This window comes from Cryobacterium glucosi (assembly GCF_004402235.1).
Classification (GTDB): domain Bacteria; phylum Actinomycetota; class Actinomycetes; order Actinomycetales; family Microbacteriaceae; genus Cryobacterium; species Cryobacterium glucosi.
In genome coordinates, this window is the sequence record NZ_SOFS01000022.1 from 1 (window position 1) to 15,863 (window position 15,863).

The 15,863-nt window shown below is 68.4% G+C and carries 13 protein-coding genes and 1 riboswitch; of the genes, 3 read left to right on the forward strand and 10 right to left on the reverse strand.

All coding sequences use genetic code 11. The annotated features are described in order from the left end of the window. The 7 genes from E3O46_RS11290 to E3O46_RS11320 form a co-directional block, all read right to left on the reverse strand. The coding region (locus E3O46_RS11290) for an ABC transporter ATP-binding protein (RefSeq protein ID WP_420897731.1) at positions 1–1,574 on the reverse strand (1,574 nt) is incomplete at its 3' end. 104 nt (positions 1,575–1,678) lie between these two features. After that, positions 1,679–3,046 (reverse strand): MFS transporter, encoded by a 1,368-nt coding sequence (locus E3O46_RS11295; RefSeq protein WP_134450148.1) that lies wholly within the window; start codon positions 3,044–3,046, stop codon positions 1,679–1,681. Positions 3,047–3,312: 266 nt separating this feature from the next. Beyond that, positions 3,313–3,792, reverse strand: a complete 480-nt coding sequence (ribH, locus tag E3O46_RS11300; RefSeq protein ID WP_134450147.1) for a 6,7-dimethyl-8-ribityllumazine synthase — start codon at positions 3,790–3,792, stop codon at positions 3,313–3,315. Continuing rightward, entirely contained in the window at positions 3,789–5,051 is a 1,263-nt protein-coding gene (gene ribA, locus E3O46_RS11305) for a GTP cyclohydrolase II (protein ID WP_134450146.1), read from the reverse strand. The genes ribH and ribA overlap by 4 nt, the downstream gene beginning before the upstream one ends. Then, positions 5,048–5,680 (reverse strand): riboflavin synthase, encoded by a 633-nt coding sequence (locus E3O46_RS11310; protein ID WP_134450145.1) that lies wholly within the window; start codon positions 5,678–5,680, stop codon positions 5,048–5,050. The genes ribA and E3O46_RS11310 overlap by 4 nt, the downstream gene beginning before the upstream one ends. A 1-nt stretch (position 5,681) precedes the next feature. Next, positions 5,682–6,740 (reverse strand): bifunctional diaminohydroxyphosphoribosylaminopyrimidine deaminase/5-amino-6-(5-phosphoribosylamino)uracil reductase RibD, encoded by a 1,059-nt coding sequence (gene ribD / locus E3O46_RS11315; protein WP_241975515.1) that lies wholly within the window; start codon positions 6,738–6,740, stop codon positions 5,682–5,684. Positions 6,741–6,833: 93 nt separating this feature from the next. Beyond that, positions 6,834–6,964: riboswitch (FMN riboswitch) on the reverse strand. 78 nt (positions 6,965–7,042) lie between these two features. Continuing rightward, a complete protein-coding gene (locus E3O46_RS11320; protein WP_255454143.1) occupies positions 7,043–8,014 on the reverse strand; it encodes a sugar-binding transcriptional regulator in 972 nt (323 codons plus the stop codon). A 150-nt stretch (positions 8,015–8,164) separates the two neighbouring features. Here E3O46_RS11320 and E3O46_RS11325 point away from each other — a divergent pair, with 150 nt between their 5' ends. The 3 genes from E3O46_RS11325 (at position 8,165) to glpK (ending at position 12,424) form a co-directional block, all read left to right on the forward strand. Further along, positions 8,165–9,880: a glycerol-3-phosphate dehydrogenase/oxidase gene (locus tag E3O46_RS11325; protein ID WP_255454587.1), complete on the forward strand. Its 1,716-nt coding sequence runs from the start codon at positions 8,165–8,167 to the stop codon at positions 9,878–9,880. Between the two features lie 152 nt (positions 9,881–10,032). Further along, entirely contained in the window at positions 10,033–10,797 is a 765-nt protein-coding gene (locus tag E3O46_RS11330) for an MIP/aquaporin family protein (protein WP_134450143.1), read from the forward strand. A gap of 112 nt (positions 10,798–10,909) precedes the next feature. After that, positions 10,910–12,424 carry a glycerol kinase GlpK gene (gene glpK / locus E3O46_RS11335; RefSeq protein ID WP_134561727.1) on the forward strand — a complete coding sequence of 505 codons (1,515 nt, stop codon included), beginning with the start codon at positions 10,910–10,912 and terminating at the stop codon, positions 12,422–12,424. A 94-nt stretch (positions 12,425–12,518) separates the two neighbouring features. Here glpK and trpS read toward each other — a convergent pair whose 3' ends face one another. The 3 genes from trpS to E3O46_RS11350 are packed head-to-tail and all read right to left on the reverse strand — an operon-like array spanning position 12,519 to position 15,544. Then, entirely contained in the window at positions 12,519–13,532 is a 1,014-nt protein-coding gene (gene trpS, locus E3O46_RS11340; protein ID WP_134449418.1) for a tryptophan--tRNA ligase, read from the reverse strand. A 56-nt stretch (positions 13,533–13,588) separates the two neighbouring features. Continuing rightward, positions 13,589–14,452, reverse strand: a complete 864-nt coding sequence (locus tag E3O46_RS11345) for an exodeoxyribonuclease III (RefSeq protein ID WP_134449417.1) — start codon at positions 14,450–14,452, stop codon at positions 13,589–13,591. A 9-nt stretch (positions 14,453–14,461) separates the two neighbouring features. Next, positions 14,462–15,544, reverse strand: a complete 1,083-nt coding sequence (locus E3O46_RS11350) for a YihY/virulence factor BrkB family protein (protein WP_134449416.1) — start codon at positions 15,542–15,544, stop codon at positions 14,462–14,464. Positions 15,545–15,863: the final 319 nt, after the last annotated feature.

A 15,863-nucleotide genomic window follows, 5' to 3' on the forward strand; every position in this document is an offset into this window, starting at 1 on the left:
GCGTTCGCCGCGGCCGCGGACTCCGCGGCGAGGGCTGCGGCGGGCCGCGCGGCAGCCATAGTTGCTGCGGCGTGCTCCGCCGCGGCAAGGTGGGCGGCGGCCTGCTCGGCGTGAGCCAGGTCGACGGCCGCCCGGTCGGCCGCGGCGCGGTCGGCAGCGGCGAGATCGGCGTCGACCAGGTCGGGTTCGGCGAGCATCGCCTCGATCACGCCGGGAGCAACGAGGGCCGTCACGAGCGCGTTCGGCATGACGTCCGCGGGGGGACCGGCAGGCGAACCGCCGGAATCGCCGGTACCGGACCCAGTACCAGGCCCGGCACCAGGCCCGCCGTCGCCCGCAGCGGCGACGGGCGCCGCGGCATCCGCCGTCGACGCCTGGGTCGCGTACCCGAAGAACACGTTCTCGAAGGAGATCGCGGGGGCGTCCGGGCGGACCGATTCGTTGGCGGCGCCGACGGTGATCGCGAGCGGGAACAGGTCGCGGTCGAACTGGTCCTCTGCGGGCAGGTCGATGATCTCCTGGATACGGCCGAGGGCGCCGAGCGCCGAGTTGACCGAGGTGATCGCGCCGAAGGCCTGGCCGAGCGGCAGGATCATCAGGAACAGGAAGAGGATGAACGCGATCAGGTTCGCGACCGTGATCTGGCCGCTCGCGACCCGGAAGCCGCCGACGCCGAGCACGACGAGGAAGGACACCTGCATCGCGATGCCGGCGATCGGCACGACGAGGGCTGAGATCTTCGCGACCTGCAGCCCCATCTGGTACGCGCCGGTCGCGTCGGCGTCGACGGCCGCGATCTCGCGGTCTGTCGCGTTCGAGGCGCGCACGGTTCGAATCGAGCTGATCGCCCGCTCGACGCTCGCGGCGAGGGCGCCGACCTTCTCCTGGGCCATGCGGCTCGCGACGCGGATCCGCTGCGAAAGCAGCGTGACCGTGACGACGGATGCCGCGATCACGAGCACGGTCAGCCCGAGCAGAACCGGGTCGATCACGAGCATCGCGATCAGCGCGCCGAGGAAGGTGAGCGAACCGCCGATCGCCTCGACGAGTCCCTGGGTGAGCACGGCGCGCAGCAGGGTCGTGTCAGAGCCGACCCGGGAGACGAGGTCGCCGGTGCGACGGGTGTCGAACTCGCTGATCGGGAGGCGCAGCATCCGCCCGATGAGCTTGCGCCGGCTCGAGAGCACGACGCCTTCCCCGGTGCGCTGCAGCAGGTAGTGCTGGTATCCGCTGATCAGCCCGGACACGACGACGAGCGCGACGAGCCCCCAGACGAGTGCGCCGAGCGGCTGGTTCTGCTGCACGACGGTGATGACCTGGCTGACCAGCAGCGGCTGGGCGAGGCTCGCGAGCGCCCCAAGGATGCTCAGCAGGACGACGACACTGAGCACCTTCTTGTGCTCGAGAAGGTAGGGGAGCAGCTGGCCGAACGTCGCGCGCGGGCCGTTCGCAGCATCCGCCCGACGCCCAAGACGCCCGAGGCGGCTGCGCGGCTTCGGTGCCGCGGCCGGTGCGGGCCCGGTAGATGCTGCGGTTTCGGCGGGCGTGTTGGCGTCACTGATCGGGGTACTCACCAATCGAGCTTAACCTCAAACCTCGACCGTGACCCGTCCCGTCCCGGTCGAGAGTGACCCGCGCAACGGGCACTCTCGACCGGAACGGTCACGGAAGGGGCGGGCTACGCCTCGATGTCGACGTCCTTGGTCTCGCGGCTGAGCAGGAGGGCGACCAGGGTGATGACCGCCATCACGGAGAGGTACACGCCGACCCAGAACGGGCTGCCGCCGCCGAGCGTCCAGAGCCAGACGGCGATGAACGGGGCGACCGCCGCACCGAGGATCGAGCTCATGTTGTACGCGAAAGCGGAACCGGTGTACCGCACCGCTGTCGGGAACAGTTCGGGCAGGAGGGCGCCCATCGGCCCGAACGTCATGCCCATCAGGGTGAAGCCGAGGATCAGGAAGATCATCACGCCGAGGAACCCGGCGCCGAGCAGCGGCACGAAGAGCAGTCCGAAGACGATGATCGCGAGGGTGACCCAGATCAGGGTGCGGCGGCGGCCGAAGCGGTCGGCCCAGGGCCCGGAGGCGAGGGTGAACACGCCGAAGAACAGCACGCCGGCGATCATCATCAGCACAAAGGTCGTGTAGCTGTAGCCGAGGCCCGCGACGGGAGCGGTTGTCGCCGCGCGGCCGTAGCTCAGGCTGAACGTCGTCATCAGGTAGAACAGCACGTAGGTCGCGAGCATGATGAAGGTTCCGAGGATCAGTTCGCGCCAGTTGGACTTGAACACCGCGGCGAGCGGGAGCTTGTGCACCCGGTTCGTGCGCGTGGCCTTCGTGAAGGCGTCGCTCTCGACGAGGCGCAGCCGCACCCACAGGCCGATGATGACCATCACCGCGGAGAACAGGAACGGCACCCGCCAGGCCCACTCGAGGAACGCGGTGGACGGCCGGGTCGGGTCGTCGCTCGGCAGCAGCGTGGCGATCAGCAGGAACAGGCCGTTCGCGATGATGAAGCCGATCGGCGCGCCGACCTGCGGGAAAGTTCCGTACCAGGCGCGTTTGCCCTTCGGAGCGTTTTCGGTCGCCACGAGGGCGGCACCGCTCCACTCTCCGCCGAGCGCGAAGCCCTGGGCGAGGCGCAGCACGACGAGCAGCAGCGGGGCGAACCAGCCGACCTGGGCGTAGGTCGGGAGCAGTCCGATCAGGAAGGTCGCGATGCCCATCGTGAGCAGCGCGCCGACGAGGGTCGCCTTGCGGCCGACCTTGTCGCCGAAGTGCCCGAAGACGAGGGCGCCGACGGGACGGGCGACCATGGCCGCGCCGAAGACCGCGAAGGAAGCGAGCAGCGCCGTGGTCTCATTGCCGGTCGGGAAGAAGAGGTGCGGGAAGACGAGAACCGCCGCGGTCGCGTAGACGTAGAAGTCGTAGAACTCGATCGTGGTGCCGATGAGGCTCGCGAGCACGACGCGGCTGCGGGGGTTGGTGGGCGCCTGCGGCTCGGGGGTTGCGGCTGACGGATGTGACAGTGTGGATGAGGACATGGAAGAGAGTCCTTCCGTGGTGAGGGGGCGTGATCGGGCGTGTCGACCCGTGCGGGAGCGCCGGCGTCGATCAGGCGTCGTGCCCGCGCGGGGGTGCCCGGAGGGAGGTGTCCGCTTGTGGCGATCACTCTGCACCATACGTCCGTGACTCGTCGGACTCAAATCCTGAGGCGAACCGTCGCCCAATCGGGACTTTCCGTTTCCGGGGCCGAGGGTGCGAACGGATGCCCCTGCCGGCAGCCGCTGCCAGTGACCGATCTCGGGTATTACGAATTCGGCATACAAAGGGCGCGCAGCACCTGGGCGGTGTTGATCGCAGCGGATGCCGCTTCCTCGCCCTTGTCCTCCTTCGAACCGGGCAGGCCGGCCCTGTCGAGGCCCTGCTGCTCGTCGTCGAGGGTGAGCACGCCGAAGCCGACCGGCTTTCCGGTGTCGAGGGCGACCCGGGTGAGACCGTTCGTTGCGGCAGCGGACACGTACTCGAAGTGCGGGGTGCCGCCGCGGATGATCACGCCGAGCGCGACCACGGCATCCGCCCCATTGTCGAGGGCGACCTTCGCGGCGACCGGCAACTCGAAGCTGCCCGGCACGCGCACGAGCGAGAACGTGGCGCCGGATGCCTCGAGTACCCGGGTGGCGCCGGCGATCAGCCCATCGGTGATGACGTCGTGCCAGCGGCCGGCGATGATGACGATGGTGAGGCCCGTGCCGTCGACGACGACCGTGGGCGAGCCTGCTCCACTCATAGTGCGAGTCCTTTCACGATGTCCCGGTCGGCCAGGTGGTGGCCCATGCGTTCGCGTTTCACGGCGAGGTAATCCTGGTTGTCGATGCCCACGCCGACGATGAGCGGAACGCGTTCGACGACCGTGACCCCGTGCTCTTCGAGCTGGCGGAGCTTCTCGGGGTTGTTGGTGAGCAGGCGCACCGAGGAGATGCCCATCTGGTCGAGGATCGCGCTCGCGGCGCCGTAGTCTCGGGCGTCGGCGGGCAGGCCGAGCGCGAGGTTCGCGTCGATCGTGTCGAGGCCCTGTTCCTGGAGCTTGTATGCCCGCAGCTTGTTGATCAGGCCGATGCCGCGACCCTCCTGGCCGCGCAGGTAGATCACGATGCCGCCCTCGGCCTGGATGGTTTCAAGAGCCGCGTCGAGCTGCGGTCCGCACTCGCACTTGAGCGAACCGAAGGCCTCCCCGGTGAGGCACTCGGAGTGCACCCGCACGAGGGCGCCGTCCCTGGGCGTCCCCGAGACGAGGGCGACGTGGTCCGCTCCGGTCATCCGGTCGCGGTATGCCCGGATCTGGAAGTCGCCGTGCCGGGTCGGCACGGTCGTCTCGACCTCGAAGTCGACGCGCGGGGATTCCCGGATGGCGTGCGCGGTCGGCAGCTCGGAGTCCGCGTGGAACTCGTCGAGGTAGGCGATCAGGTCGGCGATCGTGATCACGAGCACACCCTCGCGTTCGCCGAGCTCGAGGAGGCCGGGCAGGCGCATCATCTCGCCGTCCTCTGCGACGATCTCGGAGATTCCGGCGACGGGGGCGAGCCCGGCGAGTTTCATCAGGTCGACGGCAGCCTCGGTGTGGCCGTCGCGTTCGCGCACGCCGCCGTCCTTCGCGCGCAGCGGCATGATGTGGCCCGGCCGGTGCAGGCTCGAGGGGGTGGATGCCGGGTCGGCGAGCACGCGCAGGGTGTGGGCACGGTCCGCGGCGCTGATGCCGGTGCTCAGCCGGTCGGCGGCGTCGACGGAGATCGTGTAGTTCGTGCCGCGGGGGTCTTCGTTGTTCGGCACCATGATCGGCAGGTTGAGCTTGTCGGCGAGCTCATTGGTCATCGGCGCGCAGATGAACCCCGAGGAGTAGCGCACGGTCCACGCGAGCCATTCCTGGGTGGCCATCTGCCCCGAGATGATCACGTCACCCTCGTTCTCCCTGCCTTCGTCGTCGGCGACGATGACCGGCTTGCCGAGACGCAGTTCCGCGAGCGCGCTGGGGATGTCTGCGAGGCTCATGAGTGACTCCTTCGTGATCCTGCGTCCGCGAGGGCGAGCATGCGCTCGACGTGGCGGGCCAGGATATCGGTTTCGATGTTGACGTGCTCTCCGACCGTTCGTTTTCCGAGCGTGGTGGCCGTGAGGGTTTCGGGGATGAGGGAGACTTCGAACCACTGCTCGGGTTCGGTCGCCGGGCTGATCGTGCTGACCGTGAGGGAGACCCCGTCGACGGCGATCGAGCCCTTGTTCGTCACGAGGGGCGCGAGTTCGGGGGAGAGGCTGAACCGCAGCACCCGCCAGGCGTCGCCAGGGGTGACCGCGAGCAGCTCGCTCGTGCCGTCGATGTGGCCCTGCACGATGTGCCCGCCGAGGCGCCCGCCGACGAGGGCGGCGCGCTCGAGGTTGACCGGTGTTCCCGGCCCCGCCTCGGCGAGAGTCGACATGCGCAGGGTCTGCGCCATCAAGTCGGCGGTGAACGTTTCCGGCGTGCGCTCCACGACGGTCAGGCAGACGCCGTTGACGGAGATCGAGTCGCCGATCGCGGCCCCGGACACGGCGAGAGGCCCGCGGACGGTCAGGCGCACCGCATCCGTGCCCTGTTCGACCCGGTCGACGGTGCCGAGTTCCTCGATGATTCCGGTGAACATGTCAGATCCTTGTCTCTGTGTGTGCGGTTTCCGCGTGCGGGAAGTCCAGGGGCCGGGCGATCACGAGCAGGTCCTCGCCGAGGCGCTCGATGCCCTCGACCGTGAGCCGGCGTTGCTGGTCGATCCCGGTCACGCCGATGTCGCCGAGGGCGAGCCCGCCGCCGCCGAGCAGGGTCGGAGCGAGGTAGACGAGGTATCCGTCGACAAGCCCGGCCGCGACGAAGGCGCTCGCGAGTCCCGGTCCGCCCTCGATGAATGCGCTGCGGATGCCGCGGGTGTGCAGGTCCTGGAGGATCCGGTTCAGGTCGGGGCCGGGGTAGAGCAGCGGCGGATGCGGGTGGTGCCGGATCGCGGCATCCGCAGGCACCGCGCGGGTCCCGATCACCACGGGGATCGGCTGGTTCGGGAGCAGGCTTCCGTCGGCGGCACGGGCCGTGAGGGCAGGGTCGTCGGCGAGCACGGTGCCGGTGCCGACGAGGATCGCGCCTGCGGCCGCGCGCCGCCGGTGCACGTCGAGGCGGGCATCCGGGCCGGTGATCCAGCGGCTCGAGCCGTCGGCCGCGGCGGTCCGGCCGTCGAGGCTCGAGGCCCACTTGAGCGTCACGAACGGGCGGCCGAGCCGCGCGGCGACGAGCCAGTCGGCGAGGAAGGCTTCTCCCTCGTCGGCGAGCACCCCGCCGACGACTTCGACGTCGGCGGCACGGAGTCGCTCTGCGCCGCCGGACGACGCGCGGCCGGGATCGGAGACGGCGAAGACGACCCGGCTCACGCCCGCTTCGATCAGGGCGACGGCGCAGGGGCCGGTGCGGCCGGTGTGGTTGCACGGTTCGAGGGTGACGATGACGGTCGCGCCGCGGGCGGCTCCGGCCGGGAGGTGAGACAGGGCGTCGACCTCGGCGTGGGCAGTGCCGGCGCCGCGGTGCCAGCCTTCTGCCAGGACGACGCCGTCCGGGTCGACGATGACGCAGCCGACCCGCGGATTCAGTCCGGTGGCCGGGCCGTTGGCAGCGAGGGAGAGGGCGCGCCGCATGAGCATGTCACGCTCGGTGTCCTGGATCATTCCCGCCCCATTCGTTTCTGCAACGAACTCCGGGGGTGGACTGTGGGTACGCGTACGCCACAATCCTTCGGCGGGCCCCGAAGGTCCAACCGAATCGTGCGCCTCTCATCCGGACTTTAACCGTCGGTGCTGGAATTTCACCAGCTCAACCGTTTCGCCCTGGGGCGGAACGGGTCGCGGACTTTCACCGCCGGTTCGGATTTACACCGACCCCGGAGCACGTTTCTTGCTTCTAGTTATAGCCCAACGCCACCACTCCCGGATAATTCCCTCCCGGCCCTGTGCAGGATTTGGACGTTTTCTTACGACCCGACCAGGGCGCGGGCGGTGCCCTCGTCGATGAACAGGTCGGTGATGAGGCCGGCGGCCAGCGCGCCGCGGAGGCTGTCCACCTTGGACGTGCCTGCGACAACGCAGATGCGCCGCGGGGTGCGGCGCAACACCGACAGTTCCGGTCCGGTCCCGCGGTCGTTGAGCGGGATGCCGTCTGTCGAACCGTCCGCGCGGTAGAAGACGGTCGCAACGTCGCCGACGACCCCGGCGTCGCTGAGCGCCGTGAACTCCTCGTCGTCGAGGTAGCCGCCGACATACACGTGGCTGGGAACCATGGAGAAGGGCGATCCCACGCTGAAGAGGGCGACATCCATGTTGCCCTGCATTTCCAGCAACCGGCGCAGTCCGCGTTCACGCCAATAGGCCGTGCGTGTGGCCGGATCGTCGAAGAAGGTGGGAACCGGGAACTGCTCCAGGCGGGCGTCGAACGCGTTGCTGAATCGCCGCAGGATCTCATTGGCGTAGTCGAGGCCCGTGCTGCGGGTGTTTCCGGCGCCGTTCAACTGCACGATCTGCGCGTTGTGGGTGCGCTTCGGTGTCAGGTGGCGGCTGACGGCATTCATCGTGGAGCCCCAGGCGATGCCCATGATCATGTTCGAGTCGAAGAATTCGCCGAGAATCCGTGCAACGGACAGGGCAACTCGCTCCAGCCTGTCGACGTCGCTGGCATAGTCGGGCACCGGCAGAACGTGCGCGGTGACCTGGAACCGGTCCAGGATCAGCTTCTCGACCCGGCTGGGAGCGTCGAGTGGAGAGCGGATCTGGATGTCGACCAGCCCGCTGGCCCTGGCCTGGCTGAGCAGGCGGGACACCGAGGAACGGGAGGTGTGCAGCTCCTGCGCGATGGCCTCCATCGTGAGGTCCTGCACGTAATACAGCTGCGCCGCGGTGAGGGCGTCCGAGGTGCGGTCGGACAGGGGCGGATCATTCGGATGGATCACGGCGACTCCTTGCACATATGTTCACGGCTCTTGACCGTTTGTGTAGAACGTAGCAGGGTAGAAGCCTCCCGTCCCGCAAAGTTTCCCAGCCGCAAAGAAGTGAGCGAATCAGTGCCGTCAACTCCCGATCAGTCATCCTCCGCCCGTCCGCTGTCCGGAGCCGCCGCCCAGGCCGCCCTGCAGGAACTCCCCCGGGCCCAGGTGCTCATCATCGGAGCCGGGATCAACGGCATCGCGACCTTCCGTGACCTGGCGATGCAGGGCATCGACGTCGCGATCGTCGACAAGGGCGACTACGTCTCCGGCGCCTCGTCGGCCTCCTCCCACATGATCCACGGTGGTGTGCGCTACCTCGAGAACGGGGAATTCCGCCTGGTCAAGGAGTCGGTCGAGGAACGCAACAGCCTGCTGAAGATCGCCCCGCACTACGTCAAGCCCCTCAAGACGACCATTCCGATCTACTCCACCTTCTCCGGGGTGATGTCCGCGCCGATGCGCTTCCTCACTCACCGCCAGGCTGCGGCCCAGGAACGTGGTGCCTTGCTGATCAAGATCGGCATGATGCTCTACGACTCCTTCTCCCGCGACGGCGGCACGGTGCCCCGGCACGAGTTCCTCGGCAGGAAGGCATCGCTCAGACTGCTGCCGCGCCTCAACCCGGGCCTGAAGTACACCGCCACGTACTACGACGCCTCGATGCACGACCCCGAGCGCCTCGCGCTCGACGTGCTGGCCGACGGCCTGGCCGCCGGTGCGCACGCGCGCAGCGCCAACTACATCGAGGCCATCGGTATGGATGCCGCGGGCGTGCGTCTCCGGAACACGGTCACCGGCGCCGAATTCAGCTTCGAGGCCGTCATCGTCGTCAACACGTCCGGGCCCTGGACCGACCTCACAAACACGGCCCTCGGTCAGACCAGTACGTTCATGGGCGGCACCAAGGGGTCGCACATCGTGCTCGACAACCCGGAGCTTCTCGCGGCAACGGGTGGCCGCGAAATCTTCTTCGAGCACAAGGACGGCCGCATCGTGCTGATCTACCCGCTTGCGGGTCGGGTGCTGGTCGGCACCACCGACCTCGAACACGACATGACCCAGCCCGCGCTCTGCACCGAAGGCGAGGTCGACTACTTCTTCGATCTCGTCAAGCACGTCTTCCCGGATGTGGCCGTCAACCGCTCAGAGATCGTCTTCCGGTTCGCCGGTGTGCGCCCGCTGCCCCGGCACGACGACGAGGCGCCGGGGTTCGTCTCCCGCGACTACCGCATCGAGTCCCGTCCACTCGGTGCCCGACCGGGCACCCTGCTCAGCCTCGTCGGCGGCAAGTGGACGACGTTCCGGGCCCTCGCCGAGCACCTGAGCGGTGACATCCTCGCCCTGCTCGGCCGCACCCGGGTCGTGTCGACGGCCGGCCTCCCCATCGGCGGCGGCCGCAACTTCCCGGCGACGGATGCCGCGCACCGGGTCTGGAGCGCCGCGAACGGCGACGAGGTCGGCGCCTCGAGGGCCGACGAGCTGCTGACCCGCTACGGCACCCGCGCGGTCGACGTGATCGACTTCATCACCGCGGAACCGGACGCAGTGCTCCAACACCACGCCGACTACTCCCGTCGCGAGATTGAATTCCTCGCGGCCACAGAATCCGTGGTGCACCTGACCGACCTCGTGCTGCGACGAACGAGCATGGCCTTCCGTGGTGAGCTCAGCCTGGCGCTGCTCGAAGAACTCGCCGGAGTCCTCGCTCCCGTCCTCGGCTGGGATTCCGCGCGCGGGGCAGCCGAGCTCGACCTCGCCGTCGACGTGCTGCGCGACCGGCATGGTGTCGACCTCACCACGGTCGACGCGGCATCCGCTTCACGCGCGTAGGCGACGATCTGCACAAACGTGCACGGTTGAATGCACCATTGGCCGCGCAGAGTCGATAGGTTTCTCGAGATTCGTTTTGCAGCCATAACCGGCCCAAACACTGTCTCATTTCCAGCGTCAACAATTCGGCTTCACTGAACAAGGGTGTCACTGTGGACAATCTCGGTATCGTTTTCCTCTCGGAGCTGGTGGGCACGGCCCTGCTCGTCCTCCTCGGCTGCGGCGTGGTGGCCAACGTGGCCCTCGCCAAGAACAAGGGGTTCGGCGGTGGTTTCCTGATGGTGACGATCGGGTGGGGCCTCGCGGTCTTCTCCGGTGTCATCGTCTCCTACAACTCCGGTGCTCACCTCAACCCCGCCGTCACCCTCGGCCTTGTCGCATCGGGTGCGACGGAATTCGGCTCCGGCGTTCCGGTCAACGTCGTGTCGGTGCTCACGTACATCGGCGCGCAGATGCTGGGCGCCATCATCGGCGCTGTCTTCTGCTGGCTCGCGTACAAGCAGCACTTCGACCAGGAACCGAACCAGGCCAACAAGCTCGGCGTCTTCTCGACCGGTCCGGCCATCCGCTCCTACGGCTGGAACCTCGTCACCGAAATCATCGGCACGTTCGTGCTGGTGTTCGTGATCATCGCCTTCGGCGGCGGTCGCCAGGGCGTCAACGGCGGGCTGGCCGCGCTCGGCCCGCTTCCGGTGGCCCTGCTCGTGATCGTGATCGGCACTTCGCTCGGTGGGCCGACCGGGTACGCGATCAACCCGGCCCGTGACCTTGGTCCGCGCATCGCGCACTTCATCCTGCCGATCAAGGGCAAGGGCTCGTCCGACTGGGCGTACTCCTGGGTGCCGGTCGTCGGCCCCATCATCGGCGGGGTGCTGGCCGGCCTCGTCTCGACCGCGCTCCTGCCGATCCTCGCCTAGCGCGGCATCCGCCGGTGGCGCCGGCGGGGCGGATGCCTCCCCGGACATTCCCACACAGCTTTCACCTCACCCGCTTAACCTGACACACACACGAATAACAAAGGAGTTATCAATGGCTGACTACGTCATCGCGATCGACCAGGGTACGACCAGCACCCGGGCGATCATCTTCGACAAGGCCGGTTCGATCGTCTCGAACGGCCAGCTCGAGCACGAGCAGATCTTCCCCCGCGCCGGCTGGGTCGAGCACGACCCGATGGAGATCTGGAACAACACCCGTGAGGTCATCGGGCAGGCGCTGTCCAAGGCGAACCTGACCCGGCACGACATCGCCGCGGCCGGCATCACCAACCAGCGCGAGACCGCCGTGGTCTGGGACCGCACCACCGGGCTCCCCGTCTACAACGCGATCGTCTGGCAGGACACCCGCACCCAGCCCATCGTCGACCGCCTCGCCGCCGACGGGGGCGTGGAGCGCTTCAAGAAGCAGGTCGGCCTGCCGCTCGCCACGTACTTCTCGGGCACGAAGATCGTCTGGATCCTCGAGAACGTCGAAGGCGCCAGGGCCAAGGCGGATGCCGGCGAGCTGATGTTCGGCACGACGGACTCCTGGGTGCTCTGGAACCTCACCGGCGGCCTCGAGGGCGGCGTGCACGCGACCGACGTCACCAACGCGAGCCGCACGCTGTTCATGGACCTCGAGACCCTGCAGTGGGACGACGACATCCTCGCCGCCTTCGACGTGCCCCGGTCGATGCTGCCAGAGATCCGCTCCTCCTCCGAGGTCTACGGGATCGCGAGCGGCCAGAGCCTGCTGCGGGAGACTCCGATTTCGGGCATCCTCGGCGACCAGCAGGCCGCGACGTTCGGCCAGGCCGCGTTCGACCAGGGCGAGGCGAAGAACACCTACGGCACCGGTAACTTCCTGATCTTCAACACCGGCACCGAGATCGTGCACTCGAAGAACGGGCTGCTCACGACCGTGGGCTACAAGCTCGGCGACGGCGAGACGCACTACGCGCTCGAGGGCTCGATCGCCGTCACCGGAGCCCTGGTCCAGTGGCTGCGCGACAACCTCGGCATCATCGGTTCGGCCTCAGAGATCGAGGCGCTCGCCCTGTCTGTGAAGGACAACGGCGGCGCCTACTTCGTACCGGCGTTCTCCGGCCTGTTCGCGCCGTACTGGCGTGCCGATGCCCGTGGTGCACTCGTTGGACTGACCCGCTTCGTCAACAAGGGCCACATCGCCCGGGCAGCACTCGAGGCGATCGCGTACCAGTCGCGTGAGGTTCTCGACGCGGTCAACGCCGACTCTGGCGTTCCGCTCACCGAGCTCAAGGTCGACGGCGGCGCGGCGGCCAACGACCTGCTGATGCAGTTCCAGGCCGACATCCTCGGAGTCTCGGTGGTGCGCCCGGTCGTGGCGGAGACGACCGCCCTGGGCGCCGCGTATGCGGCCGGCCTCGCGGTCGGCTTCTGGAACGACCTCGACGAACTCCGCGCCAACTGGCAGGAGGACGCCCGCTGGGAGCCCCAGCTCGACGTCGCCGAGCGTGACCGCCTGCTGCGCAACTGGAAGAAGGCCGTCACCAAGTCCCTCGACTGGGTGGACGAGGACGTCCTCTAGCTCACTGCGCTCGAGCGATACCGGCGTATGTGGCCGATTCGGACAGTTGCGGCCCGCGGGCCGGCAACAGTTGTCCGAATCGGCCACAGTTGTGTCAACGAGCGAATCGGGGCGGGAGCAGGCCGACGCGGTCGTACGCACGGGCGAGGGTGGCATCGGCAACGGATGCCGCCCGCGCGGCGTTGACGGCCAGCAGGCGGTCGAGCTCGGCCGGGTCGTCGAGCAGCTCGATCACCCGGGCGCGAATCGGACCGAAGGTACCGGTGACGACCTCGGCGAGGCCCTTCTTGAGGTCCCCGTAGCCGCGGCCGGCGTATTCGTCCTCGAGGGACTGGACCGTGCGCCCGGCCATGGTCGAGTAGATCGTGAGCAGGTTGGCCACGCCGGGCTTGTTCTCCCGGTCGAAAACCACGCCGCCATCGGCATCCGTCACCGCGCGCATGATCTTCTTGGCGGTGACCGAGGGCTCATCGAGCACCCAGATCACGCCGGCGTGCGACTCTGCCGACTTCGACATCTTCGACAGCGGGTTCTGCAGGTCGTAGATCTTGGCGGTCTCCTTCTGGATGGAGGCCTCCGGCACCACGAACGTGTCGCCGAATCGCGTGTTGAACCGCGCCGCGATGTCGCGGGTCAGCTCGACGTGCTGGCGCTGGTCCTCGCCGACGGGAACGACGACCGTGTCGTAGAGCAGGATGTCCGCGGCCATCAGGATCGGGTACGCGAACAGTCCGACCGTGGTGCCGTCGGAACCCTGCTTGGCGGACTTGTCCTTGAACTGGGTCATCCGGCTGGCCTCGCCGAAGCCGGTGATGGTGTTCAGCACCCACGCGAGCTGCGCGTGCGCGGCAACGTGTGACTGCACGTAGAGCGTCGAGGCGTCGGGGTCGATCCCGCTCGCGATGTACTGCGCCGCGGTGCGGCGGGTGTTCTCCCGCAGCTTGGCCGGGTCCTGTGCGACGGTGATGGCGTGCAGGTCGACGATCGAGAAGAACGCGTCATGCGTCTCCTGCAGCGACTTCCAGTTCAGCAGGGCGCCGATGTAGTTGCCGATCTGCAGCGATTCGGCCGACGGCTGCATGCCGGAGTAGAGACGGGGCTTGTCCATGATTCAGATCTTTCGTAGCGTGTGGCCGCGGGCCGGAGCCGGAGGCGTGAAATGGGTCAGAGCGCGTAGTCGACGACGACGGGGGAGTGGTCCGACCAGCGCTGGTCGTAGGCATCCGCGCGGTCGACCGCGTAGTCGACGACGGATGCCGCCAGGAGCGGGGTCGCGAGCTGGTAGTCCAGTCGCCAACCGGTATCCGTGTCGAAGGCCTTGCCGCGCTGCGACCACCACGTGTACGGCCCCTCCACCTCACCGGCCCACTTGCGGCCGACGTCGACCCAGCCGAGACCGGCGCCGGCGTTGTAGCCGGCTTCGTCCTCCGCGCCGAGGATGCGGTCGAAGTACGCCCGCTCCTCCGGCAGGAACCCCGCGTGCTTGCGGTTGCCGCGCCAGTTCTTGATGTCGAGGGTGCGGTGCCCGACGTTGAGGTCGCCGAGCACGACCGCGCGTTCACTGTGCGCCGCGAGCTCGGGCAGCCGAGCGAGCATCGCATCGAGGAACTTGTACTTCTCGACCTGCTTCGGGGTGTCGGTCTCGCCGGAGTGCACGTAGGTGCTCACGACGGTCACGATCGTGCCGTTCACCTCGTAGTCGGCCTCGAGCCAGCGCCCGGCGCTGTCGAAGTCCTCCGCGCCGAGTTCGACCCGGTGAATGGATGCCGTCGACCGGCTCGCGAGGGCGACCCCGGCCCGTCCCTTGGCCGTCGCGGCATCGTGGAGAATGCTCCACTCCGGCCCGAGCAGGCCCTCGAGGTCCTCGGTCGACGCACGGACCTCCTGGATGGCGAGGATATCGACGTCCCGTCCGGCCAGCCAGTCGCCCATCCCCTTACGGTAAGCAGCGCGCACCCCGTTGACGTTGATCGAGGCGATGCGAAGCGGCTGGGCAGACGGCGTTGAAGCTGCAGGCGTAGACGGCATGAACCAAGTCTAGGTCGGCGGGGCGAAGGGGGCTGCGCGCTTCTCGGCGGCGCGCAGCCGGCGAGCGGATGCCCAGCGCCGGCCCCAGGAGGACGCCTCGTGTGCAGCCCTGGCGTCCCGCAGCTCCGCGAGCGCGGCGATGCGCCGCGCCTCGAGCTCGCGCGCTTCGGCCGCAGCGGCGGCCTCGTCCGGGTTCACCGGCTGCGGCGGGATGCCCGCGTCCTGCATCCCGACCGAGATCCAGGAGGCGGTGAGGAGGATCACCGTGTTCATGAAGTTGAACCAGATCAGCAGCCCGATCACGACGGCGAAGGTCGCGAGCAGGGGGTTCTTGCCCGCCCCACCGAGGAGGGCGCCACCGAGCACCTTGAGCCCGCCGAGCGCGACCCCGCCGAGCAGGGAGCCGGACACGAGCTTACGGAACGGGATGTGCACCCGGCTCAGCACCCGGAACAGCACGGCGAGCGTGAGGGTGTCGATGACCAGCACGACGAGCAGCCCGATCGTGCGCGCCCCCACGATGAACCCGAGAGAGTCCCGCGAGACGCCGAGGAAGCCGAGGATGCCGCCGAGGGCCTCCGTGCTCGCGAGCGAGATCAGCGCGGAGACGATGAGTGCGAGTCCGAAGCCCGCGCCGAGGCCGAGCTCCCTGAGCTTGACGAGCAGGAAGAAGGTGCCGTCGCGCGGCATCCCGAAGATGCTGCGCACGGCCTGCGCGGTCGTCGACAGCCAGCCGAGGGTCGTGCCGATCAGGCCGACGAGAGCGATCGCACCGGTCCAGGTCAGCGTCCCCGTGCTCGCGAGCTCGGTCGGGTCGATCACTCCACCCTTGCCGATCAACCCGGGGACGGACTGGTTGATCAGGGCGTACAGCTGGTCGAGGAGCGCCGGGTTCGAGGTCAGCCAGAGCCCGGCGATCGAGAAGCCCACCCAGATCGCCGCGAAGATCGCGAAAATGGCCTGGTAGGTCATGCCCCCGGCGAGGATCGCGCCGCTGCTTTCCCCGAAGTGCATGAACGCGCGCACGGGCCGCCACTGCATGATGCGCTTGGACAGGGTCGTCAGTCGGTTCACGAATGCGGGCGGCTTCACCGCATAAGCCTAACGATTTCCGCAAACGCCCACGAATACCCCCAGTTCGGGGGCGCAATCACTCGTGAGACTCCCTCACCTCTTGCGCCCGACCGCCCGGATCTGCGACGATCCGAGAGTCCACCCGTCCAGACCGGTCATCCGACACCCGAAGCGGATGCCCCGGCCGGGCCCGATCGCCTCGCTCCGGCGCGGCGCTCCCGGGTTCAGAACGGCTCGTTCGGCACTGTCCGAGCCGGGTCGATCTGGCTCGTGGACTGAGCGACGGTCACTCGACCCGGCCAGCCGCCGGGGACGCGCGACCAGCCGGTGGCGACGA

Coding starts and splice junctions, on each gene's coding strand:
- E3O46_RS11295 (WP_134450148.1), bottom strand. CDS start 3,046: ATGTCCTCATCCACACTGTCACATCCGTCAGCCGCAACCCCCGAGCCG.
- trpS (WP_134449418.1), bottom strand. CDS start 13,532: ATGGACAAGCCCCGTCTCTACTCCGGCATGCAGCCGTCGGCCGAATCG.
- ribH (WP_134450147.1), bottom strand. CDS start 3,792: ATGAGTGGAGCAGGCTCGCCCACGGTCGTCGTCGACGGCACGGGCCTC.
- ribD (WP_241975515.1), bottom strand. CDS start 6,740: ATGATCCAGGACACCGAGCGTGACATGCTCATGCGGCGCGCCCTCTCC.
- E3O46_RS11345 (WP_134449417.1), bottom strand. CDS start 14,452: ATGCCGTCTACGCCTGCAGCTTCAACGCCGTCTGCCCAGCCGCTTCGC.
- glpK (WP_134561727.1), top strand. CDS start 10,910: ATGGCTGACTACGTCATCGCGATCGACCAGGGTACGACCAGCACCCGG.
- ribA (WP_134450146.1), bottom strand. CDS start 5,051: ATGAGCCTCGCAGACATCCCCAGCGCGCTCGCGGAACTGCGTCTCGGC.
- E3O46_RS11310 (WP_134450145.1), bottom strand. CDS start 5,680: ATGTTCACCGGAATCATCGAGGAACTCGGCACCGTCGACCGGGTCGAA.